Source organism: Kitasatospora sp. NPDC085464, assembly GCF_044541955.1.
GTDB lineage: Bacteria > Actinomycetota > Actinomycetes > Streptomycetales > Streptomycetaceae > Kitasatospora.
In genome coordinates this window covers 111,946-138,387 of the sequence record NZ_JBITTM010000011.1, presented here as the reverse complement: position 1 = coordinate 138,387, position 26,442 = coordinate 111,946, and the positions used below count along the sequence as shown (strand labels likewise).

The window sequence follows — 26,442 nt, the reverse complement described above, 5'->3', positions numbered from 1 at the left end:
GGGAGCGGCGTCGGCGGCGGCCCCGGGAGCGGCGTCGGGCGCGGCCCCCGGAGCGGCGTCGGGAGGAGTCACAGGGCGGTCCAGTGCGCGGTGATCCACTCCAGGGCGGCGGCCCGCTCGCACGGGCCGTGGGCGACGCTCCAGCCCGCCGGGACGGCGGCGAAGGCGGGCCAGAGGGAGTGCTGCCCCTCGGGGTTGACGAGCGCCAGGAACTCGCCTTCGGCGTCGAAGGGGTTGACGGGTGCGTCACTCATCGGAGGTCTTCTCCAGGTGGTCGGCGATCACGCTCGCGATGTGCGCGATCGGGGCGGGCAGGGTCATGTCCTTGTGGGAGCAGGCCACGTCGGTGTCGGCGATCCGGCCGGTCACGTACGGGGCCCACAGCTCGGGCACCAGGGCGTCGTCGATGGTGTCGACGGTGGCGCGGAAGAACAGCACGTCGCCGTCGTAGCGCCGGTGGTCGTAGCCGCGCACCAGGTGGTTGGTGTTGAGGTAGATCCGGTTGAGCGCGGCCACGGTGGCGTCGTCGAGGCCTGCGAGCGGGCTGCCCTCGCGGCGCAACAGCTCGGTGACGGCGTCGAGTTCGAGCGGTCGGCCGTCGAGGTCCGCGGGGCCGAAGCCGCCCATGGTGAGCAGTGCTTCGAGGGCCTCGGCCTGGTCGGGCACGGGCAGCTCGCGGAAGCCCTCGGCCGGGTAGGCGTCCAGGATGGCCAGCAGCTCGACGTCCTGGCCGAGTTCCTGGAGCCGGACCGCCACGGCGTGCGCGATGATCCCGCCGGTGGACCAGCCGAGCAGTCGGTACGGTCCTTCCGGCTGGACCTCGCGCAGCCGGTCGACGTAGTGCGCGGCGAGCTCCTCCATCGTGCCGGGCAGCGGTTCGGCGGCGGTGGCGGCGCCGACGCCCTGGGCCTGGAGGCCGTAGATCGGGATGTCGCCGGGCAGGTGGCGGATCAGGCCGGTGTAGCACCAGCTGAGGCCGCCGGCCGGGTGGACGGCGAACAGCGGGCGCTGCCGTCCGGGGGCGGCGGGCCGCAGCGGGAGCAGGACGTCCAGCGCGTCGGTCGACTCGGCGCCGGCCGCGAGCGAGGCGTCGAGAGCGGCCGGTGTGGGGGCCTGGAAGAGCGTGCCGATGCCGACCTCCAGCCCGAGCACCTCGCGGATCCGCCCGGCGAGGCGCACCACCAGCAGGGAGTGCCCGCCGAGGGCGAAGAAGTCGTCCTCGACGCCGACCGCGGCCACGCCCAGCACCTCGGCGAAGAGCTCGCACAGCTGCTGCTCGCGCAGGGTGCGCGGCGGCCGGCCGGCGCCCGCGGACGGCGCCCCGGGGGCGGGCAGGGCGCGGCGGTCGAGCTTGCCGTTGGCGGTCAGCGGCAGGCGGTCGAGCAGGACGACGGCGGACGGCACCATGTGGACGGGCAGTTCGGCGGCGGCGTGGGCCCGCAGCTCCTCCGGCTGCGGAGCGCCGTCCGCCTCGCCGCCGGCCACCGCGTAGGCGACCAGCCGCTTGTCCCCCGGCGTGTCCTCACGGACCACGACGGCGGCGTCGGCGACGGCCGGGTGGGCGGCCAGCACCGCCTCGATCTCGCCGAGTTCGATCCGGAAGCCGCGCAGCTTGACCTGCTGGTCGGCGCGGCCGAAGTACTCCAGGACGCCGTCGGCGCGGCGGCGGGCGAGGTCCCCGGACCGGTACATCCGGGTGCCGCGCTCGCCGAAGAGCTCGGCGTACGGGTCGGCGACGAAGCGGGTGGCGGTGAGCTCGGGGCGGCCGAGGTAGCCGCGGGCGAGGCCCGCCCCGGCGACGTACATCTCGCCGGTGACGCCGGGCGGGACGGGCTGCAGGTGCCCGTCGAGGACGTAGACGCGCAGGTCGGGGATGTTGACGCCGATGGTGCTGCTGCTTCCGGCGGCGGCGCTCGCCCGGTCGAGGGCGATGTGGGAGACGTGCACGGTGGTCTCGGTGATGCCGTACATGTTGACCAGCGTCGGCGCGTCCTCGGCGTGCCGGGAGTACCAGTCGTCCAGGCGGGCGAGCTCCAGGGCCTCACCGCCGAACACCACGTAGCGCAGGGCGAGTTCGCTGCCGGGGCGGTCCCGGTCGGCGGCGCTCAGCTGGTAGAACGCGGACGGCGTCTGGTTGAGCACGGTGACGCGTTCGCGGGCGAGCAGGTCGAGGAAGGCGGCCGGGTCGCGGCTGACCAGGTGCGGGACGACGACCAGCCGGCCGCCGTGCAGCAGGGCGCCCCACAGCTCCCAGACGGAGAAGTCGAAGGCGTAGGAGTGGAACAGCGTCCAGACGTCCTCGGCGCCGAAGCCGAACCAGTGGTCGGTGGCGCCGAACAGCCGGACGACGTTGTGGTGGGTGACGGGCACGCCCTTGGGACGACCGGTGGAACCGGAGGTGTAGATGACGTACGCGGTGTCGTCGGCGCGCAGCGGGCGGGTGCGCTCGTGCCGGCCCAGCGGGACGGCGGGGTACCGCTCGGCCTCCGGTCCGTCGACGAGGATCTGCGGCACCTCGTGGGCGGGCAGCCGGGGCGCGGTGGCGCGGTCGGTGAGCAGGGCGGCGGGGGTGGCGTCGGCCAGCATGTAGGCGAGCCGGTCGGCCGGGTAGTCGGGGTCGAGCGGCAGGTAGGCGGCACCGGACTTGGTCACCGCCAGCAGGGCGACGACGAGTTCGACCGAGCGCGGCAGGGCGAGGGCGACGATGGTGCCGGGGCCGATGCCCTGGGCGGCCAGCAGGCGGGCCAACCGGTCGGCGCGGGCGCCGAGTTCGGTGTAGTCGAGCCGGTGCCCCTGGTAACTCACGGCGATGGCCGTCGGGTTGGCCTCGGCCGCCGCTTCGAATAGCTCGGGCAGCGTGGCGCCGGGAGCCGCGCCGGCCCGGCCCGCCGGCGCCGGGGCGGTGTTCCACTCCACCAGGGCGCGCAGCCGCTCCTCCTCACTGATCAGCGGGAGCCCGCCGATCGGGGTGTCGGGCGCGGTGGCGGCGGCGGTGAGCAACCGGGCCAGGCGCTCCCCGAGCGCGGCCACCGTGGCGGCGTCGAAGAGGTCGGTGCGGTACTCCAGGAAGCCGCCGATGCCGCCACCGGGCAGTTCGCCGGCGTTGAGGGTGAGGTCGAACTTGGCGGTGCCGCTGGGCACGGCGGCGATCTCGGCGGTGAGGCCGCCGCCCAGGTCGATGGGCTCGTCGGGGCGGCTCTGCCAGGCGAGCATCACCTGGAACAGCGGGTGGCGGGCGAGTGAGCGCGCCGGGTTGAGCTCCTCGACGAGGCGGTCGAAGGGCAGGTCGGCGTGCTCGTGGGCGTCGAGGGCGGCGGCGCGCACGCGCGCCAGCAGCTCGCGGAAGGTCGGGTCGCCCGACGTCGGGGTGCGCAGCACCACGGAGTTGACGAAGTAGCCGACCAGGTCCGCGGTTCCGTCGTCCTCGCGGCCGGCCACCGGGGTGCCGATGGGAATGTCGGTGCCGCAGCCGTGCCGGGTGAGCAGGGCGGCGAGCCCGGCCTGGACGGCCATGAAGACCGTGCTGTCGGCGGCCCGGGCCATGGCGGCGAGGGCGGTGTGCGCCTCCGCGCCGAGGGCGAAGGGCACGGTGGCGCCGCGGTGGTCGGCGACGGCCGGGCGGGGGCGGTCGGTGGGCAGCTCCAGCTGGTCGGGCAGCCCGGCGAGCGCGGTGCGCCAGTACTCCGCCTGCCGGACGGCGAGCGGGCTGGGCGCGTCGGCGGTGCCGAGGCGCTGCCGCTGCCAGGCCGCGTGGTCGGCGAACTGGACTTCGAGCGGCGGCAGTTCGGGGTCGTCTCCGGCGAGCCGGGCGGCGTAGGCGGCGGCGAGGTCGCGGATCAGCGGGGTGGTGGAGGCGCCGTCGCCGGCGATGTGGTGGAGCAGCAGGAGCAGGGTGTGCTCGGTCGCCCCGGCGGAGAACAGCGTGGCCCGCAGCGGCGGTTCGGCGGCCAGGTCGAAGGCGTACCCGACGGCCTCGGCCAAGTCCCCGGAACCGTCGTGCAGTTCGATGGGCTCGGCGGGCAGGATCCGCTGGTACGGCGTGCTGTCCGGCTCCTCGCCGTAGACGGTGCGCAGGACCTCGTGCCGGGCGACGAGGTCGCCGAGGGCGCGGGTGAGCACGGGCCGGTCGAGCGGGCCGGTGAGGGTGAGCACGAGCGGGATGTTGTAGGTGGGGCTGGGGCCTTCGAGCCGGTGCAGGAACCAGAGTCCACGCTGGGCGGGCGAGAGCGGCATCCGCTCGGTGCGCGGGACGGGCACGAGGGCGGGGCCGGGGGCACGGCCCGGTCGGGGGGCGCCGCGGCGGCTGGCGGCGACCTCGGTCGGGATGGCCCCGTGGGTATCGGCGTCGTCCTGGGCGGTTCGCTCGGCGAGCAGGGCGGCCAGGCCGGCCGGGGTCGGGTGGCGGAACACGTCGGCGAATCCGACCGGCGTGGCGAAGGTCTCGCGCAGCCGGGCGGCGAGTCGGCCGGCGAGCAGCGAGTGGCCGCCGAGGTCGAAGAAGGAGGCCTCCCGGCCGGCGGCCCGCGGCAGGTCGAGGACGTCGGCGAACAGGCCGCAGACCAGCTCCTCCTGCGGTGTGGCCGCGGCGGTGCCCTCGGTCTCCGCAGCCGGCTCGGGCAGGGCCCGGTGGTCGAGCTTGTCGTGGGCGGTGCGCGGCAGTTCGTCCAGCAGCAGCACGGCCGACGGGACCATGTGCGCGGGCAGCCGGGCGGCCAGCGCGGCGCGCAGCCCGGCCGGGTCGGGGGCGCCACCGGCGGCGGGGACGGCGTAGCCGAGCAGGCGCGTGCCCTGCGGGCCGGGGCGGGCGATCACCACGGCCTGGGCGACGCCGGGCAGTTCGGCGAGGACCGCGGCGATCTCGCCCGGCTCGACGCGGAAGCCGCGGATCTTCACCTGGTCGTCGGCGCGGCCGAGGAACTCCAGGGTGCTTCCCCCGGCCTCCGACCGGGGGGACCCCCCTGAGCGGCGGCGGGCGAGGTCGCCGGTGCGGTACATCCGGCTGCCGGGCGGACCGAAGGGGTCGGCGAGGAAGCGTTCGGCGGTGAGGTCGGGGCGGCCGAGGTAGCCGAGGGCCAAGCAGGCGCCGGCGACGTACAGTTCGCCGGTGACACCGTCGGGCGCGGGGCGCAGCGAGCCGTCCAGGACGTAGGCGCGGGAGCCGCGCACCACCCGGCCGACCGGGGCGCCGTCCGGGCCGGGGGTCCAGGCGTAGGCGTCGACGGTGGTCTCGGTCGGGCCGTAGAGGTCGACGGGGTGCAGGCCGGGGACGGCGGTCAGGCGCTGCCAGAGGGTCGGCGGGGTGGCCTCGCCGCCGACCACCAGGACGGACGGGCGGTGCCGGCCCTCGTCCAGGATCCCTTCGGCGATGAGGACTTCGAGGTAGGAGGGGGTGAGGTCGAGGTAGTCGATGCGCTCGCGGTCGAGGTGGGCGGCGAGGGCGGCCGGGTCGCGGTAGGTGGCGTCGTCCAGCACGTGGAGCTCGTGGCCGTGGACCATCCAGAGCACCGGGTCCCAGGAGGCGTCGAAGGCGAACGAGGCGCTGTGGGCGACGCGCAGGCGCTCGCGGCCGGTGCGGCGCAGCGCGGGGGCGATGTGGTCCTCGCCGAGGCCGGCGTGCAGGTTGGCCAGTGAGGCGTGGGTGACCACCACGCCCTTGGGGCGGCCGGTGGAGCCCGAGGTGTGCAGCACGTAGGCCGGGTCGGCCGGTCGGGGCGCCGGCGGGGCGTCGTCCGGCTCGCCGTCCACATCGCCGTCCGCCTCCCCCGGGCGGACCGTGGGCAGGTCGGCGGGCAGGTCGAGCGCGGCGAGGGCCTCGGCGGTGCCGACCGCGCAGACCGGACGGGCGTCGGCCAGCACGGCGGCGAGCCGCTGCCGCGGGTGGGCGAGGTCGAGGGACACGCAGGCACCGCCGGCCTTGAGGACGGCGAGCATCGCGACGAGCGTGTCCGCGCCGCGCGGCAGGGCGATCGCGACCGGCGCGCCGCCCCGAACGCCGAGCGCGGCCAGGCGGTGGGCCAGCCGGTTGGCCGCGATGTCGAGCTGCCGGTACGTCAGGGCGTCCGCGCCGCTGCGGACGGCGACGGCCTCCGGGGTGCGGGCGGCACGGGCGGCGAACAGCTCGGGCACCGTCGGCTCGGCCGGGGGTTCGGTCCGGCCCGCGGTGGCCCGGCCCAGGGCGTCCGCGTCGAGCAGGTCGATCCGGGCGATCGGGGTCTGCGGGGCGGTGAGCAGCAGGTCGGCGAGGGCGTCGAGGTAGCGCAGCAGGCCGTCGCGGTGGGCGGCGACGGAGGCGGCACCGTGGCGGGCCGGGTCGGCGTCGATGACCAGGCGCAGCGCGCCGTCCGGGCCGGGCGAGACGTTCAGGGCGAGGTCGTCCACGGGGCCGGCGGCGAGGTTGCGGACGGTGCCGGGCAGACCCGCCAGGTCGAGGTCGCCCTCGAAGGCCTTGATGTTGACCATCGGGCCGAACAGGGCGCGGCCGTCGGCGGTGCGGCCGAGGTCGCGGCGCAGGTCCTCCAGCGGGTAGCGCTGGTGGCGGCGGACGGCGCGCAGTTCGCGGACCACCCGGCGCAGCAGGGCCTCGGCGCTGTCGGCGGGGCGGACGGCGAGGCGCAGCGGCAGCACGTTGGCGGTGGCGACTGGGGTGCGCAGGGCGGCCGGGCCGCGGCGGTTGGCGAGCGGCAGGCCGAGGACGACGTCGCGGCTGCCGGAGAGGCGGTGCAGGTAGCCGGCGGTGGCGGCGAGCAGCAGCTCGGCCCAGGTGGCGCGGACGGCGCCGGCGGCACGCTCCAGGCGGTCCCGGGTGCCGGCGGGGAGGTCGGCGGTGTGGCGCAGCGGGGCCGGGCGGGGGGCGCGGGCGGGGGTGCCGGGGAGAGTGCCGGGGAGGGTGTCGGGGAGGGTGTTGGGAAGGGTCGGCGGGGTGTCGGCGCCGGCCATCCGGGCGGTCCAGTAGGCGCGGTCGGCCCGGTAGTCCTCGCCGGCACGGTAGGCGGCCTCCTCGGCGGCGGCATCGGAGAGGCGCGCGAACGGGCTCGGGGCGGGCTCGGCACCGGCGGGCTCGGCGGCGTCGGCGGCACCGGCGCGCTCGGCACCGGCGGCGACACCGGCGGCGCGGTACAGCTCGGCGACCCGGTCGCCGAGGAGGGTCAACGCGTAGGCGTCGACGGCGAGGTGGTGGATCCGCCGGTACCAGAGGCGCCGGTCGTCGGCGAGGCGGATGAGCGCGTGGGCGAACAGCGGGCCCTCGGCGAGGTCGACGGGGCGGGCGAGGTCGGCGCGCATCCAGGCCTCGGCGGCCTCGGCGGGGGTGACGACCTCGGCGGGGGTGGCGGCGACGCGCAGGTCGAGCCGGTGCAGCGGCCAGTGGCAGCCGGGCTGCAGGCGCTGACGGGGCGTGCCGTCGGGGCCGGTGACGACGACGGCGCTCAGCGCCTCCGCCTCCTCCACCGCCTGCCGCAGGGCCCGTTCGAACCGGTCCTCGTCCAACGGCCCGACGATCTCGACGGCGTCGCCGGTGTTGTAGACCGGGCTGGCCGGGTCGAGTTCCTGGGCGTACCAGATGGCGGCCTGGGCGGCGAGCAACGGGACATCGGCAGCCAGGGTCTCGACGGTCCCGCTGTCGACGGTGTCTCCGGGCTGGGTGTCGCCGGTCTGGGTGTCGCCAGGGTGGGTCTCGGCGGCGGGCATGGTTCGGAAAGCTCCTCGGGATCCGGAACGCCTTACTTAGGTTAGCCTAATCTAACTTCATATGATCTGGTCAACGGCCTGGGACCATCCGGGCCCTGACACCCCGGAGGCGCCACCCATGCCCCTGCCCGCACCCCCGCCCGGAAGCGCGACCACGCCCGGAGCGACGCCCCCGCCCGGAAGCGCGACCACGCCGACCCTCGACGCGACCAAGCAGGCCGTCCGCGAGCGCGTGCACGCACACCGGGAGGAGCTGCTCGCCCTCAGCCGACGCATCCACGCCCACCCCGAGACCGCCTTCGAGGAGCACCGCGCCGCCGCCTGGTGCGCCGAACTGCTGCGCGGCCACGGCTTCACCGTCACCGCGCCCGCGCACGGCCTGGCCACCGCGTTCAGCGCGACCCTCGGCACCGGACCGGTCACCGTCGCCCTGGTCTGCGAGTACGACGCGCTGCCCGGCCTCGGGCACGCCTGCGGCCACAACCTGATCGCCGCCGCGGGCCTGGGCGCGGCCATCGGGCTCGCCCCGTACGCCGACCGGCTCGGGCTCACCGTACGGGTGATCGGCGCGCCCGCCGAGGAGCGCGGGGCCGGCAAGGCGCTGCTGCTGGAGGCCGGGGCCTTCGCCGGAGCGGACGCGGCGATGATGGTGCACCCCTGCCCGGTCGAGGTCGCCGACTTCCGTTCCTTCGCGCTCGGCACCCTGTCCGTCCGCTACACCGGGCGCGCGGCCCACCCCAGCCTCAACCCGCACGACGGCCGCAACGCCGCCGACGCGCTCACCGTCGCCCAGGTCGCGATCGGGCTGCTGCGTCAGCAACTCCCGCCGCACTGGCGGGTGCACGGCATCACCACGGCGGCCGGCGCAGCGCCGAACCTGATCCCGGACAGCGCGAGCGCCGAGTACGAGATCCGGGCCTCGGCGGCCGAGGACCTCGCGGAGCTGCGCTCCCGGGTCGAGGACTGCTTCCGCGCCGGGGCACTGGCCACCGGGTGCGAGGTGGAGCTGTCCCGCCCCGAGCCGGACTACCTGGACATGCGGTCCGACCCGGGACTGCTGACCCTGTGGCGGGCCAACGCGGCGGCCCTCGGCCGGCCGGAGCCGGTCGAGAGCGGGCCGTTCGCCTGTACGGACATGGGGAACGTGTCGCACGTGGTGCCCTCGATCCATCCGGTCCTGGACATCACCGGCGGTGCCTGCGCCCCGCACGAGGCGGCATTCGCCGAGGCGGCGCTGGGCGCGGAGGCGGAGCGTGCGGTGCTGGACGGCGCGGTCGCCATGGCGTGGACGGCGGCGGACCTGGCCGCCTCGACTGCCGCCTCGGCTCCGACCCCGGCCGCGGGCTCGGCTGCGACCTCGACTGCGGGCTCGACTGCGGCTAGGGCGCACGCGTGACGGTCGACAACTTTCAGCGAACAGATTTCATCATCTGTTCGCTGAAAGTTGTCATCTGAAACCCGTCCGCCGTCACGCGCCCAGCAGGGCGGCCGGTGCCACCCGCACCGCCGTCACACCCAGCTCCCGGACCACCGCCCCGACGTCCCCGTCCCGCTGCGGGTCGGCGAGCACCACGGCCGCTCCCGTCCGCAGCGGCCAGAGGAACTCCCAGAGCGGCAGCCCCAGCTGCAGCACCCGGTCGCCCGGGCCCAGCGGGTGCTCCGCCTGCAGCTCGCGCACCCGGCGGTCCGCCTCGGCATGGGTGAGCCGGACGGCCGTCGGGCGCCCGCCCGGGCCGTACCCGACGCACAGCAGGTGCTGCGGGGTGAGCGCCCGCGGCGGATCGACGGCCGGCGCGCCGTCCACCTCCAGCCCGGCGAGCGCCCCCGGCACCCCCTCCCCCAGCACGCACACCGGCGCGTTCTCCGCGAGCAGCCGCTCCCGCCGCCCGGGCGCGTCCGCCGGGTCCAGCGGCAGGTACGCCGCGCCCGACTTCACCACCGCCAGCAGCGCCGTCAGCAGCTCGGCCGGGCGGCGGAACGGCGCCAACCCGACCACCGTGCCGGGGCGGGCCCCACGGGCGGCCAGGGCGCGCGCCAGCCGGTTGGCGGAGGCGTTCAACTCCCCGTACGTGACGGTCAGTCCGCCCGCGAGCACCAGCGCCGGCGCGTGTGGCGTCCGGGCCGCCTGCGCCTCCACCGGCCCGACCAGGGTGGTCGCAGGATAGGTCACCGTACGGCGGGGCAGGGACGGCACCGGGGTCGGCGCATCCTCCCGCACCGGCCCCCGGACGGTCTCCCGCTCCGGCTCCCGGACGACCGTTCCCGCCGGCTCCTGAACCGGCCCCCGGACGCTCTCACGCACGGCCCCCCGGGCCGCCTCCCGCACGACCGCCTCCATCAGACCGCGCCCAGCAGCTCGGCCCAGGCCTCGACCGCCGGACGCTCCGCGAGCCGGACGAACGCCACCTCGGCGCCCTCCGCCCGCCAGCGCTCGGCGAGCGTCATCAGCCGGATGGAGTCCAGCCCCCAGTCCACCAGGTCCTCGTCCAGCGGGATGTCCGCCGGGTCCTCGCCGAGCACGTCGGCGACCTCGGCCCGGATCCGCTCCACCGTGAAGCCCATGCCCGTCACTTCCCCTCCACCTCGTCCGTCCCGTCCACAGCGTCCGTCCCGTCCACCACGAGCGTCCCGTCCACCGGGACCGTCCCGTCCGTGCCGCCGTCGAGCATCGCGAGCACGGCCGCCGTCGTGGTCACCACCCCGCAGCGCCCGGCCACCCAGGCCAGCGCGGCGCGGTGCTCCGCCGGGCCGAAGTCGGCGACCGCGTCGGCCACCACGAAGGCCTGCACGTCCCGCATCCAGGCGTCGCAGGCGGTGGCCTGCACGCCGATGTGCGCGTACACCCCGGTGATCACCAACTGGTCCCGGCCCTGCTCGTGCAGCAGCCGCTCCAACTCGGTGCGCACGAAGGCGCTGTACTTCCACTTGGTCAGCACGGTGTCGCCCGGCGCCGGCGCGACGGCGTCGGCGATCGCGGTGGCCCGCGGGTCGTCCGGGATGCCCGGCCCCCAGAAGTCCTGCTGCAGGCCGCGCTCGGCCGGGCTCTGTCCGCCCGGCTGGGCCGAGTAGACGACGGGCACACCGGCGGCACCGGCGGCCTTGGCCAAGTCCGCGACACCGTACAGGAGTTCGGGAACGGGAGAGGCCGCGGTGTCGAAGGCGTCGAGGAAGTGGTTCTGCAGGTCGTGGACCAGCAGGACGGCGCGTGCCGGGTCCACCGTCCAGGCGACCCGGTTGACGGGCAGCTCCTCGGCGGCGGGCATGGGATAGGAGGGGATGCGGGGCAGGCCCACGATGGTCGTTCCTTAGCAGTCGGGGGGAATCAACGGGCGGCGGTCAGGGAGGCCGCGATGGCGGCGCGCAGGTCCTTCTTGCTGACCTTCCCGATGCCGGTGGCCGGGAAGGCCTCGACGAACTCGACCCGGTCCGGCACCTTGTAGTCGGCCAGTCCGCGCTGTCGCACGAACCTCTTCAACTCGACGCCCTTCGGGGGATGTTCGAGGTGCTCGGCGCGGAGCACCACGTACGCGCAGGTGCGCTCGCCCAGGTAGGGGTCGGGCATCGAGACCACCGCGGCGTCGTGCACGGCGGGGTGCGCGAGCAGGTGGTTCTCGATCTCCTCGGCGGCGACCTTCTCGCCGCCCCGGTTGATCTGGTCCTTGGCCCGTCCCTCGACCACCAGGTGGCCGGTCGGGGTCCGCCGGACCAGGTCGCCGGTGCGGTAGAAGCCGTCCGCCGTGAAGGAGGCGGCGTTGTGCTCGGGCGCGTTCCAGTAGCCGCGGATGGTGTACGGGCCGCGGGTGAGCAGGTGGCCGGTGGCGCCGTCGGGCAGGTCGCGGTCCTGGTCGTCGACGATGCGGACCTCGTCGTCCGGGGAGATCGGACGGCCCTGGGTGGTGGTGATCAGCTCCTCCGGGTCGTCCAGCCGGGTGTAGTTGACCAGCCCCTCGGCCATCCCGAACACCTGCTGGAGCGTGCAGCCCAGCACCGGCCGCACCCTGCGGGCGGCCTCCGTGCTGAACTTGGCGCCGCCGACCAGCAGGACCTCCAGGCTCTCGTACCCCCGGGCGCCGCGCTCGGCGGCGTCCAGCCAGAGCAGGGCGAGCGGCGGCACCAGGCCGGTGACGGTCGCGCCCTCGCGTTCGATCAGCGGGAAGGCCGTCTCCGGAGCGGGCTGCGGGCAGAGCACCACCCGGCCGCCCGCGTACAGCGCTCCGAGCGAACCCGGCGAGCTGAGCGGGAAGTTGTGGGCGGCCGGCAGGACGCACAGGTACACGCTGTCCGCGTCCAGCGCGCACAGCTCGACCGATCCGCGCAGCGAGTAGATGTAGTCGTCGTGGGTGCGCGGGATCAGCTTCGGCACACCGGTGCTGCCGCCGGAGAGCTGCAGGAAGGCGACGTCCCCCGGCCGGGGTTCGTCCGAGGGGCCGGGACCGCCGCAGGGCACGTCGGCCAGCCGGACGTGCTCGCCCGCGTCCTCCCCGGCCACCAGCACCAGCCGCAGCGCGGGGTTCTCCGCCCTTACCCGGGAGGCGAGTTCGCGGTAGTCGAAGCCGCCGTCGAGGCCGGCCACGACGTACGCCGCCGCCCCGGTGAAGGAGCAGAAGTACCCGATCTCGGTGTACCGGTGCGCGGGCAGCGCGAAGACCGGCAGCGCGCCGATCCGGAACAGCGCGAAGACGACCTCGAAGAACTCGGCGGCGTTGGGCAGTTGGACCACCACGCGGTCCCCGGCCCGGATGCCCCGGGCGAGCAGCCCGGCGGCCATCCGGTCGGCCCGGCGGTCGAGTTCGGCGTACGTCCAGCGACGCTCCTCCCCGGCCGCGCAGTGGCCGCCCGGGTCGACGACGGCGATCCGCCCGCCGTGTGCGGCGGCGCGCTCGCGCAGCATCCGACCGAAGGTCTCGCCGCGCCAGTACCCGGCGGCCCGGTAGCGCTCGGCGAAGTCGGCGGGGTACGGGGTGAACCCGTCCGCGGGCGTCACCGGGACACCCCCGCGGCGTCCAGGAAGGTCCGGAACTTGGCGCTGGTCTCGGCGAGTTCGGCCTCCGGGAGCGAGCGGTCGACCACCCCCGCACCGGCGTACACCCGCAGTGTCCGTTCGTCCGCCTCCGCGCACCGGATGGTGACCACCCACTCGCCGTCGCCCGTCGCGTCCTCCCAGCCGACCATGCCGGTGTACAGCCCGCGGTCGAAGGGCTCGACCTCGCCGATCACGCGGCGCGCGACGTCGGTCGGCGTGCCGCAGACGGCCGGGGTCGGGTGCAGCGCGCAGGCGAGTTCCAGGGCCGAGACCCCTGGGTCGGCCAGTTCGCCGCGGATCGTGGTGGCCAGGTGCCACATCGCGGCCGTCCGCACCAGGGTGGGCCGTTCGGGCACCTCCAGGGTGCGGCAGTACGGCGCCAGCGCCTCGCGGATGGCGTCCACCACCACGGCGTGCTCGTGCAGGTCCTTCGGGGACTCCAGCAGGGCGGCGGCGCGCCTCACGTCCTCGCCGAGGTCCTCGCTGCGCGGCACCGAGCCGGCCAGCGGGTTGGCCAGCACGGCCGTTCCCCGCCGGGAGAGCAGGAGTTCGGGGCTGGCACCGATCAGGGTCCGGCCGCCGCCGGCCGGGACGGCGAAGGTGTAGCCGCCCGGGTCGCGCCGGGCCAGCCGCTGCAGGATGGCCGGCAGGTCGAGCGGCTCGGCGGCGCTGAGCTCCAGCGTCCGGGCGAGCACCACCTTGCTCAACTCGTCGCCGCGCAACCGCTCGACGGCCGCCGCGACGCCGGCGCCGTACGCCTCCGGCTCGGGCACCGGGCGGATCCGCCAGTCGACCCGCTCGGCCGGCGGCGCGGGCAGCGCGATCAGCGGGTCCTCACCCAGCGCACCGGCGGTCCGGACCCGCTCGGGCACGGCGAGTTCGACCCTGCTGTCCCGGTCGAACGCCACGGCGCCGACCACCAACGGCCGTTCGCCCCCCGTGCGGCCGGCCTCGGCCAGCGTCTCGGCGACCCGCAGGGGCAGCGGCCGCCCGTCCTGCGGCACCCGGGCCCGCACGCCGGAGGTCAGCAGGGTGCGGGTCGGCGAGGCGAAGAACGCGTCGTCGGAGGCGGCCCGGTACTGGCCGAGCAGTCCGCTGGCCGCGCCGATGACGGCGTGGTCGGGGCCGCCGGCGAGGGGGGCCGCCGGGGCGTGGTGCACCGTGGTCACGGTGGAATCTCCAGTCTGGGACGGGTCTACGGGGGGGTGATCGCAGCTCTACGGGGAGTCGGCGGATCCCGGGGGCCGGCACGTCTTTCGGGGACCGGCATGTCTTCGGGGGCCGCGGAATCTCGGGGCGCCGACGGAACCGTGGGCGCCGACCGAACTCGGGGCCGACAGGACTCGGGGCCGACGGAACCTCGGGGCCGACAGGGCTTGGGGCGCGGGCGGAACCGCGCGGAGGCAGCGGTTCGACGGGGCCGAGGCGGCTCAGGCGCGCAGGGTCGCGCCGCCGTCGACGTACAGGTCGTGCATGGTGATGTGCCGCGCCCGGTCGGACGCCAGGAACACCACGGCCTCCGCGACATCGGCGGGCGCGGCGATCCGGCCGAGCGGGATGCCGACCCGCCAGGCGGCCAGGTCGCCCTCGATCACCCGCTGTTCGGCCGCCGCGGCGTCCTCGCCCCACAGCGCGCGCTGCATCTCGGTGTCGGTCGACCCGGGTGACACGACGTTGCACCGCACCCCGGAGCGGGCGAGCTCCAGCCCCAGGCAGCGGGTGAACATGGTGGCCGCGGCCTTGGACGCCGCGTAGGCGGCCATCCCGGCCCGCGGCACGCCGGCGGCGTTGGATCCGACGGTCACGACGGCTCCGCGCCCCCGGCCGGCCATCCGCCGAGCGACGGCGCGACCGGTGTGGAAGACGCCAGTGGTGTTGACGGCGAAGGTGTCCGCCCAATCGGCGTCGGTGAGTTCGACGACCGGCGCGGTACGCAGGATGCCCGCGACGTTCACGAGCGTGGCGATCGGGCCGAGTTGACGTTCGATCAGTTCGACGGCTTCGTCGACGGCTTGGGCGTCGGACACGTCCAGCACGTACGGACTGACGGCCGGGAGCTCCGCCGCCAGCGCGTCGAGCGGACCGGCACGGCGGTCCACCGCCGCGACGACGGCTCCTTCGGCCACCAGCGCCCGCACCACGGCCGCGCCGATGCCCTGCCCGGCTCCGGTGACCATCGCGACGGTACCGGAGAATTCGGACTGCTGCTGCACAGGACATCCCCTCCGACCAGCAAGATTAGGCAAGCCTAACCTAACACAGTTGTTCGCCTACGCCGAGAGCCTGTGCGACCGTCAATTCGAATGCCGACGCCCGAGGAGCATGTGAAGACGAGACGATTCGTCTCGCTGGCTCCTCGCGCCACCCCGCGTCCACCGCGCGGACCGCCGCGGCTACCGGCGGTCGCCCGCACCACCCTCGCCATCGGCACCACCGGCCCCACCCGCGCCGCCGGCGCGCAGGACCGCGTCCGTGTACAACTCGCCGGTCACATCCGCCTCGCCCACGCCGAGTTCGCCCAGGACCGCCCGCACGGCGGCCAGCGCCGGGGCCAGTTCGTCCACCCGGGCGGCGGCCGTCTCGACCTCCAGGAACACCCCGGCCAGCTGCGGCACCCGGACCAGCGTCGCCAGGAACCGGCGGCCGTCGCGCTCCAGCGTGTAGTTCCGGCAGTGCTTCTCGAAGGCGAGCCGCGGGAGGTACCCGAGGCCGCGGAGGATCGCGTGCGCCGCCCCGGCGTCCGCCACCGCGGTCTCGTGCTCCGGCTTCGAGCCGGACTCGTCGTCGACCCGCGCACCCTTGTGGGTGAGCAGCGCACGTCGACCACCGTCCGAGGACTCGATCTCACGGATGCGCAGCTCGCGGTCGGCGGCGAGGAGGCTGCCGTCGGGGAGGTCGTAGTAGGTGTCCCGGTACACCTCGGCCCGACCGGGTCCGTGCAGGCCCTCCAAGTGGCGCAGCAGCACACCGGGTTGGCGCACCAGCGCCTTCAGCTCCGCCTCGATCACCGCGCCGCCCCGATCACCGCTCCGCCCCGATCATCGCGCCGCCCCGATCACCGTTCCGCCCCGATCACCGTTCCGCCCCGATCACGGTGCGTCCTGACCTCATGGCGAGGCCGAGGGCTCCGTCGGCGCCTTCGGTGCGGGGGAGAGTCCCGCGCAGCCGCGCAGGCCGTCGCGGCGCTTGAGGGCGGCCGCTGCGGCGGCGCCGGTGACCGGCTCGGGGATGCCCTTGTCGTCGATGGCGGCCGGGGCGAAGGCCTCGCCGGTCACCTTGCCGTCGGCGGTGAGCGTGAGGGTGGTGACGCCGGTCTCGTTGGAGTTCGGGTAGTCGGAGGTGCCGTACCAGAGGAAGTTGCCGAAGCCGTACCCGACGTAGGTGTTGCCGAGCATGCCCGAGCCGACCATGGTGTGCGCGTGGGTGCCGACCACCGCGGTGGCGCCGGCGGTGGCGAGCTTCTTGGCGATGGTGGTCTGCGCGGCGGTCGGGCAGGCCTTGCCCTCCTCGCCCCAGTGCAGGTAGACGAGGACGACCGGGGCCTGCTGCTTCGCCCCCTCCACCGCCTTGACCAGTGCCGGGACGTCCAGGGCGGAGGCTATGCCCGGCTTGTTCGCGCCGGCCCGCCACTTCTGGTTGGTGAGGTCCTCGACCTGGCTGGCGGCGACCACGGCGACCTTCACCCCGCGCACGGTGGTGACGTACGGGGCGTACGCCTCCTTGGCGTTGCGGCCGACGCCGACGACCGGGATCGGCGAGGAGTCCTTGGCGGCGAGGGTGTCGGCCAGGCCGTCGGCGCCGAAGTCCACGGCGTGGTTGTTGGCCATCGACACGACATCGACGCCCGAGTCCTTGAGCACCGACAGCGCCTTGGGCTCGGTGCGGAAGGTGTAGAGCTTGGGCTCCGGGGCGCCGCGCCCGGTGATCGCGGTCTCCAGGTTGAGGACGGAGAGGTCGGCGTCGGCGAGGTTGCGGGAGATCGGGCCGAGCGCCGGCTCGGGCGGCTGGACGGCCAGCCGGGCCTCGGTGCGCCCCTCGAAGTGGACGTCCCCGGCGAAGGCGACGGTGATGGTGCCGTCCGGCCGGGGCCCGGCGCTCTTGCTCGGGGCCGCTGCGGTGGTCGGGGCGCCCGCGGTCGGGGACGCGGCCGTGGGAGCCGGGGCGGCACCCGCCGGGGCGGGGTCGGGGTCGTCCGGACCACAGGCGGTGACGGCGGTGAGTCCGACGAGCAGCGCGACGGCGGCCGCGGCACGGCGCATGAGTGGTTCCCCCCGAGGACGGTGCAAGAGCGGTCAGCCTACGCCACCGAATCACCACCACTTGAGCCCGCAGCCGCAACTTTCCGGCCACAAAAGGGTGCCGACGGACCCACCCCTGGCCCGCCCGTCCCAATCACCCCACCCGTCCCGGCCACCGTGTCCCTGGTGCGGCGGCGGGGAGGGCGCGCAGCGTGGTGGTACGGGGAACCGGTCCCGCGCGGGAGGTCCGGAGGTGTGACGTGATGGACGGCAATGTGAGCGGCGCGGCGCACGACGACACGGGCGGCGCCCTGCGCAGCGACACGGGCGGCGCCACGGCCACCGGGCCGTCGGGGGCCGCGGCAGCAGCAGCGACGGCGGCGAGCGGTGGTGAGGGCGGCGGGCGGGCCGTCCGCACCAAGGACTGGCAGCTGAGCCTGCACGTGGTCGAGGACCGGGACACCACCCGGGTGCACGCCGTCCTGGACGCCGACGGCAACGTCCTGCACAGCGACGCCCGTTCGCGCCGCAACCCGCGCGACACCCCGGCTCCGCAGGTCGGCGACGAGTTCGCGGTCGGCCGCGCCCTGGTGGACCTGGGCCACCAGCTGCTGCGCGCGGGCGTCCACGGCGCCACCGGCCCCGCGGAGGAGTGACCGGCACCCGGCTGGACCGCGCCGCGGCCGTGCCCGGCGCAGGAGTGCGCACCGCCCGTCCGGGTACGCCATGCTGAACCGCGACACCCGACCGGAACACCGGACGACCGGAAGAGCCGTACCCCGCCCATGGACACCACCCCCGACCACCGGCCCACCCCGGGCCCCGACGCGGACCCGGCCCCCGGCCCTGCCTCCTCGTCCGCCTCCGCTCCGGGCGGCCCGGCCGCGTCCCCCGACCCCACGCCCGACTCCCCCGACCGCATGCCCGACTCCGCCGACCGCATGCCCGGCTCCGCCTCCGATGCCACACCCGACACACCCGACGTCACACCCGGCCTCTCCCCCGACTTCACCCCTGCCGAGCGCTCCCGGGGCCGCGCGCTGCGCCGCGCCCAGCTGCCGTGGGCGCTGGGCGGCCGGCTGGCGGGCCTGACGCTGACCCTGCTGCTCGGCCTCACCCCGGCCGGCGCCGCGCTGGTCACCGCCGTGGGCGGCTGGTTCGGCGGTTCCCGGACGGCCACCGTCCTGGCCGGCGCGGCGGCCCTGGTGTTCCTCGGCCGACTGCTGCAGCTGCCCTTCGACGCCCGGGTGCGGTCGGTCCGGGCCCGGTACGGGCTGGTGACCCAGGGCTGGGCCGGCTGGGCCCTGGACGCCCTGCGCGGCCTGCTCCTCACCCTCGTCCTCTTCCTCCCGCTCGCCCTCGGGCTGTTCGCGCTGACGGCCCGGTCGCCGCAGCACTGGTGGCTGCCGGCGGCGGGCGCGGCGGCGCTGCTGACCGTCGCCCTCTCCTTCCTCCACCCGCTGCTGATCGAGCCGGTGTTCAACCGCTTCGCCCCGATGCCGCCGGGCGAGCTGCGCACCGTGCTGCTGGCGCTGGCCGAGCGGGACGGCGTCCGGGTGCGGGACGTCCTGGTGGCGGACGCCTCCCGCCGGACCAGCGCGCTCAACGCGTACGTCTCCGGGTTCGGCGCCACCCGTCGGATCGTCGCGTACGACACGCTGCTGAGCACCGCGGAGCCGAGCGAGGTGGAGCTGGTGGTCGCGCACGAGCTGGGCCACGTCAAGCACCGGGACGTGCCGCTCGGCACGGCGCTTGGCGCGGTCGGGGCGGCCGTCGCGGTGGCCGTCATCGGCCTGTCGGCCGACTGGCAACCGCTGCTGGACGCGGCCGGCGCGACCGATGCGGCGGACCCCCGGGCGCTGCCGCTGCTGGCGGCGCTCGCGGCGCTGCTGGGTGCGGTGTCCGGTCCGGTGCAGTGCGCGGTGAGCCGCCGGATCGAGGCCCGGGCCGACCGGCACGCGCTCGAACTGACCGGCGATGCCGAGCAGTTCGTGGCGATGCAGCGCAGACTGGCACTGGCGAACGTCTCCGATGTCGACCCGCCCAGGCTGCTTGGGCTACTGTTCGCCACTCACCCGAGTGCGACCCGAAGGATCGCCGCCGCCCGCGCCTGGGAGGCCGCGCGAGGACGGCCGGCGTCGGAGCGTCGCGCCACCCCGGGCGAATCCGTTGTATAGTGCAACAAATATCGAGGAGGTAGGAACGCCGTGCCCGGCCGCGAGTCGTCCATCGACACCATCCAGCGCGAGCTGACCGCGTTCGCCCGCCGCGCCCGGCACAAGGCCTCCCAGCTGCACCCCGACCTCTCCCTGGTCACGTACAGCATCCTCGACCTGATCACCGAGCGCGGCGGCTGCCGGGCCGCCGACGTGGCCGCGCACTTCATGCTCGACAAGTCCACCGTCAGCCGTCAGGTCACCGCCCTGGAGAAGCTCGGCCTGCTGGCCCGCGAGGCCGACCCGGACGACCAGCGCGGCCAGATCCTGCGCGCCACCGAGGCCGGGCTGACCCTGCTGCGGGACGCCAACGAGCAGCGCCGACTGGCCTTCACCACCCGCTTCACCGACTGGTCCGACGAGGACATCGCCCGGTTCGCCGCCTACCTGGCCCGCTACGGCGAAGAGGGCTGACGGAACACAGCCGACGGACGGAGCCGCCGGACACGGCCCGACGGACACGGCCGACCGACACGGCCGACCGACACGGCCCGAGGACGGAGCCCGACGGGCGCCGACCGCCTGTACACCGTGGGGGCGACGGAGCGCTCCCGGCGGTCGACGGTGGCGGACCGACGGCCGTCTCGGGGTGCGCCCCGCCGCCCCCACGGTGTACAGAGGAGAGGTGCCCCTCCGGCAGCGTCCCGATGCGCCGTTCCCGCCGCTCGCGCCGCATCCCCCCGACCGCCGCCGCACCTGGCGGCCCGACCCCCGGGTGCTGACGGCGCTGACGCTCGCGCTGATCGCGCTGATCACCGTCGTCGACATCCTCGCCCCGCCGGACATCCACCTCGGCCCGCTGCTGATCGTCGCCCCCGCCCTGACCGCCTCCTTCGCCGGTCCCCGGGCCACCGCCGCGGTCGCCCTGATCGCGTTCGCCGCACTGACCGTCCTCGGCTCCGTCCGGGACGGCCTGACCAGCGCCAACATCGAGACCCAGCTCAGTGCGCAGGCCGTCGTCTCCGCACTGATCATCGGCCTGCGGGTGCTGCGCGAGCGGCACGAGCGGGAGCTGGCCCGGGTCCGGTCCGTCTCCGAGGCCGCCCAGCGGGTGCTGCTGCGCCCGCTGCCGGACCGGATCGGCCCGCTGCACCTGGCCTCCGTCTACCTGGCCGCCGAGGCCGAGGCACAGGTCGGCGGCGACCTGTACGCGGCCGCCCGGACCGCCACCGGCACCCGGCTGCTGGTCGGGGACGTCCGCGGCAAGGGCCTGTCCTCGCTCGGCGACGCGGCCCTGCTGCTCGGCGCCTTCCGCGCCGCCGCCCACCTGCACGCCGAGCTGCCCGACCTGGCGGCCTACCTGGACGGCAGCGTCAGCTGGGACCTCGCCCAGCTCGCCGAGCAGTCCCGGCAGGCCCGCCGGACGCAGCAGGATCGGCGCGCCCTGCCCCGGGCGTCGTCCCACGGCGCCGACGAGCGGCCCCGCGAGTCGGGCGAGGCCGGCGAGTCCTTCATCACCGCCGTCCTGCTCGACATCCCCGACGACGGCTCACCGGTCCGCCTGATCGACTGCGGCCACCCGCCCCCGCTGCTGCTGCGCCCCGAGGGCATCACCACCCTCGCCGCCCGCCAGCCGTCGCCGCCCCTGGGTCTCGGCGACCTCGCCCCGGTGCGGTACGAGGTGGAGACCTTCCCGTTCCGCCCGGGCGACCGGCTGCTGATCTACACCGACGGCGTGATCGAGGCCCGCGACGCCCAGCGGCGCTTCTACCCGCTCACCGAGCGGGTCACCGCCTGGCGCGCCGACCGCCCCACCGTCCTCCTCCACCGCCTCCGCCGCGACCTGCTCGCCCACGTCGGCGGGCGACTGGACGACGACGCGGCCATGGTCGTGGTCGAGCGGCTCCCGGACGACGACCGACCGCAGCACGGCAGCCGCTCCGCCGCCCACCTCGGCGCGCCGGCCGGCCTCGGCACTCCGGCCGGGCTCGCGAGTGCGGCCGGGGCGGGGGCCGCCGCAGGGCTCGGGTCGACCGCAGGGCTCGGCCCGGCGGCCACCGGCTCAGGGCCCACCGGCTCGGGGGCGGCCGGGCCGGGGCCCACCGAGCCGCGCTCCGCCTGGCCGGGGTCCGCCGCCGGCAGCGCTACGGCTTGTACGGCAGCTGCGGCACGTCGTAGCAGTTCGTCGTCATCGACGGCACCTGGGTGACCCAGCCGCCCAGCCCGCCCTGCGCCGAGTCCTGCCAGCGGGCGGCGTTCAGGCAGGCCCGGGTCGGGCCGGACGGCGGCGGCTGCGGGACGAAGGAGGCCGGCAGGATCAGGCCGTGCGCGTCGTACGGCTCGGCACGGTTCATGAACGCCTCGACGCAGGAGCGGGTCGGCGCGGCGCCGCAGGAGTCCAGTGCGTCGGTCAGCCACTGCGCGCCCGCCCAGCCCTCCAGCTCCCAGGCGGACAGCTGACCGGCGCGGTCCGGGTAGTAGCGGGCCATCGCCGTCCGGAAGTCGTGCACCGCCGGGTACTGCTGGTCCTCGTAGTTCAGGCTCGACGAGGTCGCCCAGAGCACGTTGCGGCAGTTCGGCGAGGCCTGGTAGTCGCTGCGCACCGACTCCGACCAGTTCTGCACGTTGGTGACCTTCGCCTCGACCGTCACCCCGGACTCGTCCAGCGCCCGGCACAGCGCCGCGTTGCCCCGGGTGTCCATGGCGTCGAACAGCAGCTGCGAGCCGTCGGCGCGCACCGCCGCGGCCACCGCCTGGAAGTTCGGCAGCGCGAAGTCCACCGTCTGCAGCAGCACCCGGTAGCCCTCCGCTTCCAGCCCCGCCTTCAGCTGTCCGGCGTAGCGGGCCGAGTCGGCCTGGTTGTACGCGACCACGGCGGCACTGCTCGCACCCAGGCGCTGCTTGAAGAAACGGAACACCTCGGTGCTCTGGTAGAGCGTGCCGTTCCAGCCGACCGAGCGGCCGTCGCGCGGCGCGGCGTTGCCGTAGATCTCGTAGAGGTGCGGCCAGCGGTCGTACGCCGTGCCGATCGGCTGTCCGCCGATGTCCGGCACCGCCTTGCCGCTCACGTACGGTGCGCCCGCGTAGTCGAGGACGCTCCCGCTGACGAAGGCGAAGACGTGGTCCTGGTCGATCAGCCGGTGCACGCAGTCCTGGTTGCCGACGCCGCTTCCGCCGTCGTCGCAGGTCACCACCCGAACGGTCCGCCCGTGCAGGCCGCCGCGGTCGTTCAGGGACCGGAAGAAGGCCAGGGCTCCGTACCGGGGACCGCTGAACACCTCGCTGCCGACCGGGCTGGTGAGGGAGGTGACGATGCCGATCACGATCTCGCCGGCGGTGACCCCGGTGTCGGAGGTGGCATTGGTGCTGCCGGTGCCCCCGCTCACCCCGCTGCCGGTGCCCCCGCTCGCCCCGGATGTGGGGGTCGCGCGAGTGGTGAAGGCGTCGGCGGGCAGCCGGGTGCCGCAGCCGGTCGGCAGCGCGAGCAGGAGGAGGGCGAGCACCGCCGCCACGACGCGGCCGGGCCGCCGGCGCGCGAACGCGTCGGCGGCCCGGCCGCACGAGCGGGGCGTCAGCTGCATCCGGGGACCGGCGTGCCACTGGCACCGCCGGCCTGGGTCAGCAGGCCGCACAGGGTCGAGCGCGACACCTTCCAGGTGCCGTTCTCCAGGACGGCCTGACCGGACGCGCTCGGCTCGACCACCGTGCCCTGGAGGGACAGCGAGTAGGTGACGGTCGCGGTGGAGGCGTCGGCGAACGAGACGTCGGTGACCTTCGCCTGCACCTGGCCCACCCGCGGATCCTGCGAGAAGCCCTGCAGCACCGGGAGCAGCGCGTCGCCGCCCTGGAGCAGCGCGGCCTTGTCGGCGATCGGGGTGGCGGGGTCGAAGAACTTCTCCCAGTTGGTGGTGATCGCGGTCTTGGCGGCGGCCTGGTCGGCCGGGGCGCTGCCGGTGGCACCCGGGCTCGCGGTGCCGGTCGCGGTCGGGCTCGGGCTCGCGGTCGGGCTCGGGCTCGCGGTCGGACTCGCCGGGGAGGCTGCCGGGGAGGTCGCCGAGGAGCTGGACTTGCCGCTGCTGCTGCACCCGGCCGCCGTACCCGCCAGCACCAGCGCGAGCAGCACGCTCGCCGTCCGCAGGGCCCGGCCGCCGCCCGTGGGGGTGCCGCTTCGCGTCACGTGCATGGTGTTCCCTCTCGACTGCGCCGCCCGGGCCGGTGTTTCGGTGTCCCGGATGCTGTTCCAGGCCGATCCTGGAAACGTCTCAAGTGACACCATGAAGGCGGATCCATGGACGAATCGCAATCCGACGGAGAAATCACCCGTAACGCCCCAAAGGGTTCCCCCGTCCGGGGCGGCGTGCTCCGGGGCAGCCCGGCGGGCGGCCGCGCCCCGGGTCGTGGTGCCTCCCGGGGTGCGCGCGAGTGGGTCGGCTGGCTGCTCGTCGCGGCCGGGGCCGTGCTGTGCGTGCTCGGCTGGTACGGGGTCTCCGGAGAGCGCTTCGTCGAACAGCAGGTCCCCTACCTGGCCTCCTCCACCGTCCCGGGCGCGGCCCTGATCGTGGCCGGGACCCTCCTGGTCGCGCTCCGCCCGCCGCCCCCGCCGGAGCGCGAGGACCTGACCGACCGACGGGTGGAGCGGCTGTACGATCTGCTCGTCGAACCGTCCGGCACGGCACCGCCCGACGCCGGGCCGGTCGCCCAGCCCGACGCAGGGCCGGTCGCCCAGCCCGACGCCGGTTCCCGTGCCGGACCGGGTGCCGGACCGCGTGCCGGACCGGGTGCCGGACCGCGTGCCGGACCGCGTGCCGGACCGGGTGCCGGACCCGCTGCGGCGGATCGGGCGGGAGGGGGCGCCGGGGGGTGGCTGGCCGTTCCCGAGGGGAGCCGCTACCACCGCCCGGACTGCCCGCTGGTCACCGGCAAGGCACGGGCCGAACCGGTGGACCGGGGCGCCGTTCGGGACCGGGGGCTGACGCCCTGCCCGCTCTGCTCACCACCCGCGATCGGCCCCGACCCGGGCCCCGGTCGCGATCCCGAGCGCGGTCCCGACCCCGGCCGCGGTCCCGGCCCAGACCCAGACCCAGACCCAAGTCCTGGCCCTGGCCCTGGCCCTGGCCCTGGCCCTGGCCCCGACGCAGGCCAGGGCCCCACCACCCGTCCGGGCGAATCCGCCCCGCCGGCCGGCTGACCGCCCATGACCGCCACCGCCATGCTCACCGCCGCCCCCGAATCGTTCGACCTCACCCTCGACCTCGCCCTCGCCGGGCTCACCGTCGGCAGCGCCGCCGCGCTCAGCGGCATCGGTCTGGTCGTCTGCCACCGCGCCACCGGCGTGCTCAACATCGCCCAGGGCGCCCAGGCCATGGCGATCGCCTACCTGCTGCGCGACCTCGTCGTGGTGCGGCACTGGCCGGTGTGGCCCGCCGTCGCCTGCTGCCTGCTGGTCGTCGCCCCCGCGCTGGGAGTCCTGCTCGACGTCCTCGTCTACCGCCCGCTGCAACGGCGCGGCGCCGGACCGGCCGAAACCGTGGTCGCCGGGCTCGGCGTCTTCGTGCTGCTCATCGGCGTGGCCGTGCTGCTGTGGGGCCCGGCACCACTGGCCGGCGCGCCCTCCCCGCTCGGCGGCACCCCGATCCACCTGCCCGGCGGGCACAGCCTCCGGCCCGACACCGTCGCCCAGCTCGCCGCCATCCTCGTGCTCGGCCTCACCGTCTCCGCCGTCACCCGGTGGACCCGCTTCGGCCTCCAGCTGCGCGCCGTCGTCGACGACCGCCACCTCGCCACCCTCGCCGGGGTCGACGCCGACCGGCTCTCCGCCACCGGCTGGGCCTTCGGCACCTTCACCGCCGGGCTCGTCGGCATCGCCCTCGCGCCGTACCTGCTGCTCGATCCGTACGGGCTGCCGCTGCTGGTGATGGAGACCATGGCGGTCGCGGTCGCCGCCCGGCTGCAGAGCATCCCGGTCGCCGTCGCCACCGGGCTGGCCCTCGGCATCGCCCAGTCGGAACTCACCCGGGTGCACCCGTCCGGGCAACTGCTGCCGCTGGTGCAGGCGGTGCAGTCCAACCTGTTCGTGATCGCGCTGCTCGCCACCGCCCTGCTCGCCGGGCCGCACATCGGCGGACCGGGAACCGGCGGGCCACGCACCGGCGGGAACCGGGCCGGCACGGCGCCGCTGGACCTGCGCCGTGCCGGAAGCCGGGGCGGACGGCTCGCGGGGGCCGTCTGCCTGGTGCTGCTCCTGCTGCCGCTCGGCTTCCGCGGCAACGACCTGCGCAGCGCCCTGCTCGTCCCCGCGCTCGCGCTCGTGCTGCTGTCCATCGTCGTGGTCACCGGCTACGGCGGGCAGATCTCGCTCGGCCAGGCCGGCTACGCGGGCCTCGGCGCGCTCGGCACGGCGCTGTTGATGTCCGGCCGCATCCCCGGCATCCCCGCCATGCCCTCCGTACCCGCGCTGCTGATCGCGGTCCTCGCCACCGCCCCACTGGGCCTGCTCACCGGTTGGCCCGCGATCCGGCGACGCGGGCTCGCCCTGGCCCTGGTCACCTTCGCGGTGGGGATGGCGATGAGCCGCTTCGTCTTCCAGCAGCCGTACGCCACCACCGGGCTGGTCCTCGACCGCCCGTCCTTCCTGGCCGGCGACCGCGTCTTCTACCTCGCCGAACTCCTGCTCCTCGGCCTCGGCCTGCTCGCCGTACGCGCTCTGCACCGGGGCCGCCTCGGCCGGGCCCTGACCGCCATGCGGGACCACGAACCGGGCGCGGTCGCGGCGGGTGTGGACGTCCCCGGCCTCAAGCTCTTCGCCTTCGTCGCGGGCGCGGCGCTCGCCGCCCTCGGCGGCGGCCTGATCGGCCTCGCCGGACGCGCCTTCGACCCCGCCGACTTCGACCCGGTGCGCGGGCTCCTCTGGTTCGCGGCCGTCGTCGTCGCCGGCGCCGACAGCGCCCTCGCCGCCGTCCTGGCCGCCGCCCTCCTCATCGGCCTCGACGCCGGGACCGTCGCCGGCGTCTCCGCCGTCGCCGTCGGTGCCCTCGCCGCCGTCATCGGCCGCCTCCCCGGCGGTCTCGCCTCCCTCCCCCTGCACCCCCGCCGCGACGGCCGCCCACCCCCGCCCCTCCCGCCGACCCGCCTCACCCCGACGGGACGCCGGGTACGAGCGGCCATCGCGGCGCGGCAGGCCGACAAGGAGCGGGCATCATGAGCAACTCTCATGCCGCCTCGCCGGCCATGCGGGGCCGCAGCCATGAGCAAGTCTCATGTCGGCCTACAAACCCCCTCCGGCCCCAGGCCATGAACAACACTCATGCCACCTCGCCGACCATGCGGAGGAGCAGCCATG

The 26,442-nt window shown here is 75.7% G+C and carries 18 protein-coding genes; 6 read left to right on the top strand and 12 right to left on the bottom strand.

Going from position 1 to position 26,442, the window contains the following annotated elements; translation table 11 throughout:
• Positions 1–68: 68 nt before the first annotated feature.
• Both ACIGG8_RS12285 and ACIGG8_RS12280 read right to left on the bottom strand, forming a co-directional pair.
• Positions 69–254, bottom strand: a complete 186-nt coding sequence (locus tag ACIGG8_RS12285; protein WP_396547451.1) for an MbtH family protein — start codon at positions 252–254, stop codon at positions 69–71.
• Complete coding sequence (locus ACIGG8_RS12280; protein ID WP_396547450.1) at positions 247–7,686, bottom strand: amino acid adenylation domain-containing protein; 7,440 nt, start codon at positions 7,684–7,686, stop codon at positions 247–249. Before ACIGG8_RS12280 ends, ACIGG8_RS12285 begins: the two co-directional genes overlap by 8 nt.
• Before the next feature lie 118 nt (positions 7,687–7,804).
• On the opposite strand from ACIGG8_RS12280, the gene ACIGG8_RS12275 reads away from it, so the two are divergent.
• Positions 7,805–9,082 carry an amidohydrolase gene (locus tag ACIGG8_RS12275; protein ID WP_396547448.1) on the top strand — a complete coding sequence of 426 codons (1,278 nt, stop codon included), beginning with the start codon at positions 7,805–7,807 and terminating at the stop codon, positions 9,080–9,082.
• A 72-nt stretch (positions 9,083–9,154) separates the two neighbouring features.
• Here the strand turns inward: ACIGG8_RS12275 and ACIGG8_RS12270 are convergent, their stop codons facing one another.
• The 8 genes from ACIGG8_RS12270 to ACIGG8_RS12235 form a co-directional block, all read right to left on the bottom strand.
• Positions 9,155–9,856, bottom strand: coding sequence for an AMP-binding protein (locus tag ACIGG8_RS12270; protein WP_396547446.1), 702 nt, complete (start codon positions 9,854–9,856; stop codon positions 9,155–9,157).
• A gap of 167 nt (positions 9,857–10,023) precedes the next feature.
• Positions 10,024–10,248 (bottom strand): phosphopantetheine-binding protein, encoded by a 225-nt coding sequence (locus ACIGG8_RS12265; protein WP_396547519.1) that lies wholly within the window; start codon positions 10,246–10,248, stop codon positions 10,024–10,026.
• A 5-nt stretch (positions 10,249–10,253) separates the two neighbouring features.
• Complete coding sequence (locus tag ACIGG8_RS12260; RefSeq protein WP_396547445.1) at positions 10,254–10,979, bottom strand: isochorismatase family protein; 726 nt, start codon at positions 10,977–10,979, stop codon at positions 10,254–10,256.
• Between the two features lie 29 nt (positions 10,980–11,008).
• Positions 11,009–12,670, bottom strand: a complete 1,662-nt coding sequence (locus ACIGG8_RS12255) for a (2,3-dihydroxybenzoyl)adenylate synthase (protein WP_396547444.1) — start codon at positions 12,668–12,670, stop codon at positions 11,009–11,011.
• Positions 12,667–13,878, bottom strand: coding sequence for an isochorismate synthase DhbC (dhbC, locus tag ACIGG8_RS12250; protein ID WP_396547443.1), 1,212 nt, complete (start codon positions 13,876–13,878; stop codon positions 12,667–12,669). The genes ACIGG8_RS12255 and dhbC overlap by 4 nt, the downstream gene beginning before the upstream one ends.
• A gap of 261 nt (positions 13,879–14,139) precedes the next feature.
• Positions 14,140–14,922 (bottom strand): 2,3-dihydro-2,3-dihydroxybenzoate dehydrogenase, encoded by a 783-nt coding sequence (locus ACIGG8_RS12245; protein ID WP_396547442.1) that lies wholly within the window; start codon positions 14,920–14,922, stop codon positions 14,140–14,142.
• A gap of 180 nt (positions 14,923–15,102) precedes the next feature.
• On the bottom strand, positions 15,103–15,717 hold the full coding sequence (locus ACIGG8_RS12240; RefSeq protein ID WP_396547441.1) for a class IV adenylate cyclase: 615 nt from the start codon (positions 15,715–15,717) through the stop codon (positions 15,103–15,105).
• A gap of 99 nt (positions 15,718–15,816) precedes the next feature.
• The gene (locus ACIGG8_RS12235) at positions 15,817–16,968 is read right to left on the bottom strand and encodes a CapA family protein (protein WP_396547440.1); all 1,152 of its coding nucleotides are present in this window, start codon (positions 16,966–16,968) and stop codon (positions 15,817–15,819) included.
• 242 nt (positions 16,969–17,210) lie between these two features.
• Here ACIGG8_RS12235 and ACIGG8_RS12230 point away from each other — a divergent pair, with 242 nt between their 5' ends.
• The 4 genes from ACIGG8_RS12230 (at position 17,211) to ACIGG8_RS12215 (ending at position 21,312) form a co-directional block, all read left to right on the top strand.
• Entirely contained in the window at positions 17,211–17,603 is a 393-nt protein-coding gene (locus tag ACIGG8_RS12230; RefSeq protein ID WP_396547439.1) for a dsRBD fold-containing protein, read from the top strand.
• 129 nt (positions 17,604–17,732) lie between these two features.
• Positions 17,733–19,124: a M48 family metalloprotease gene (locus ACIGG8_RS12225; protein WP_396547438.1), complete on the top strand. Its 1,392-nt coding sequence runs from the start codon at positions 17,733–17,735 to the stop codon at positions 19,122–19,124.
• Between the two features lie 30 nt (positions 19,125–19,154).
• A complete protein-coding gene (locus ACIGG8_RS12220; protein WP_350630433.1) occupies positions 19,155–19,577 on the top strand; it encodes a MarR family transcriptional regulator in 423 nt (140 codons plus the stop codon).
• A 211-nt stretch (positions 19,578–19,788) separates the two neighbouring features.
• Positions 19,789–21,312: a PP2C family protein-serine/threonine phosphatase gene (locus tag ACIGG8_RS12215; RefSeq protein WP_396547436.1), complete on the top strand. Its 1,524-nt coding sequence runs from the start codon at positions 19,789–19,791 to the stop codon at positions 21,310–21,312.
• Here ACIGG8_RS12215 and ACIGG8_RS12210 read toward each other — a convergent pair.
• Positions 21,248–22,684, bottom strand: coding sequence for an ABC transporter substrate-binding protein (locus ACIGG8_RS12210; protein ID WP_396547435.1), 1,437 nt, complete (start codon positions 22,682–22,684; stop codon positions 21,248–21,250). The two genes, ACIGG8_RS12215 and ACIGG8_RS12210, sit on opposite strands and share 65 nt — an antisense overlap.
• Positions 22,675–23,286, bottom strand: a complete 612-nt coding sequence (locus ACIGG8_RS12205; protein WP_396547434.1) for a hypothetical protein — start codon at positions 23,284–23,286, stop codon at positions 22,675–22,677. Before ACIGG8_RS12205 ends, ACIGG8_RS12210 begins: the two co-directional genes overlap by 10 nt.
• A 1,011-nt stretch (positions 23,287–24,297) precedes the next feature.
• On the opposite strand from ACIGG8_RS12205, the gene ACIGG8_RS12200 reads away from it, so the two are divergent.
• Positions 24,298–26,304 (top strand): ABC transporter permease, encoded by a 2,007-nt coding sequence (locus tag ACIGG8_RS12200; RefSeq protein ID WP_396547433.1) that lies wholly within the window; start codon positions 24,298–24,300, stop codon positions 26,302–26,304.
• The last annotated feature ends 138 nt before the right edge of the window (positions 26,305–26,442 follow it).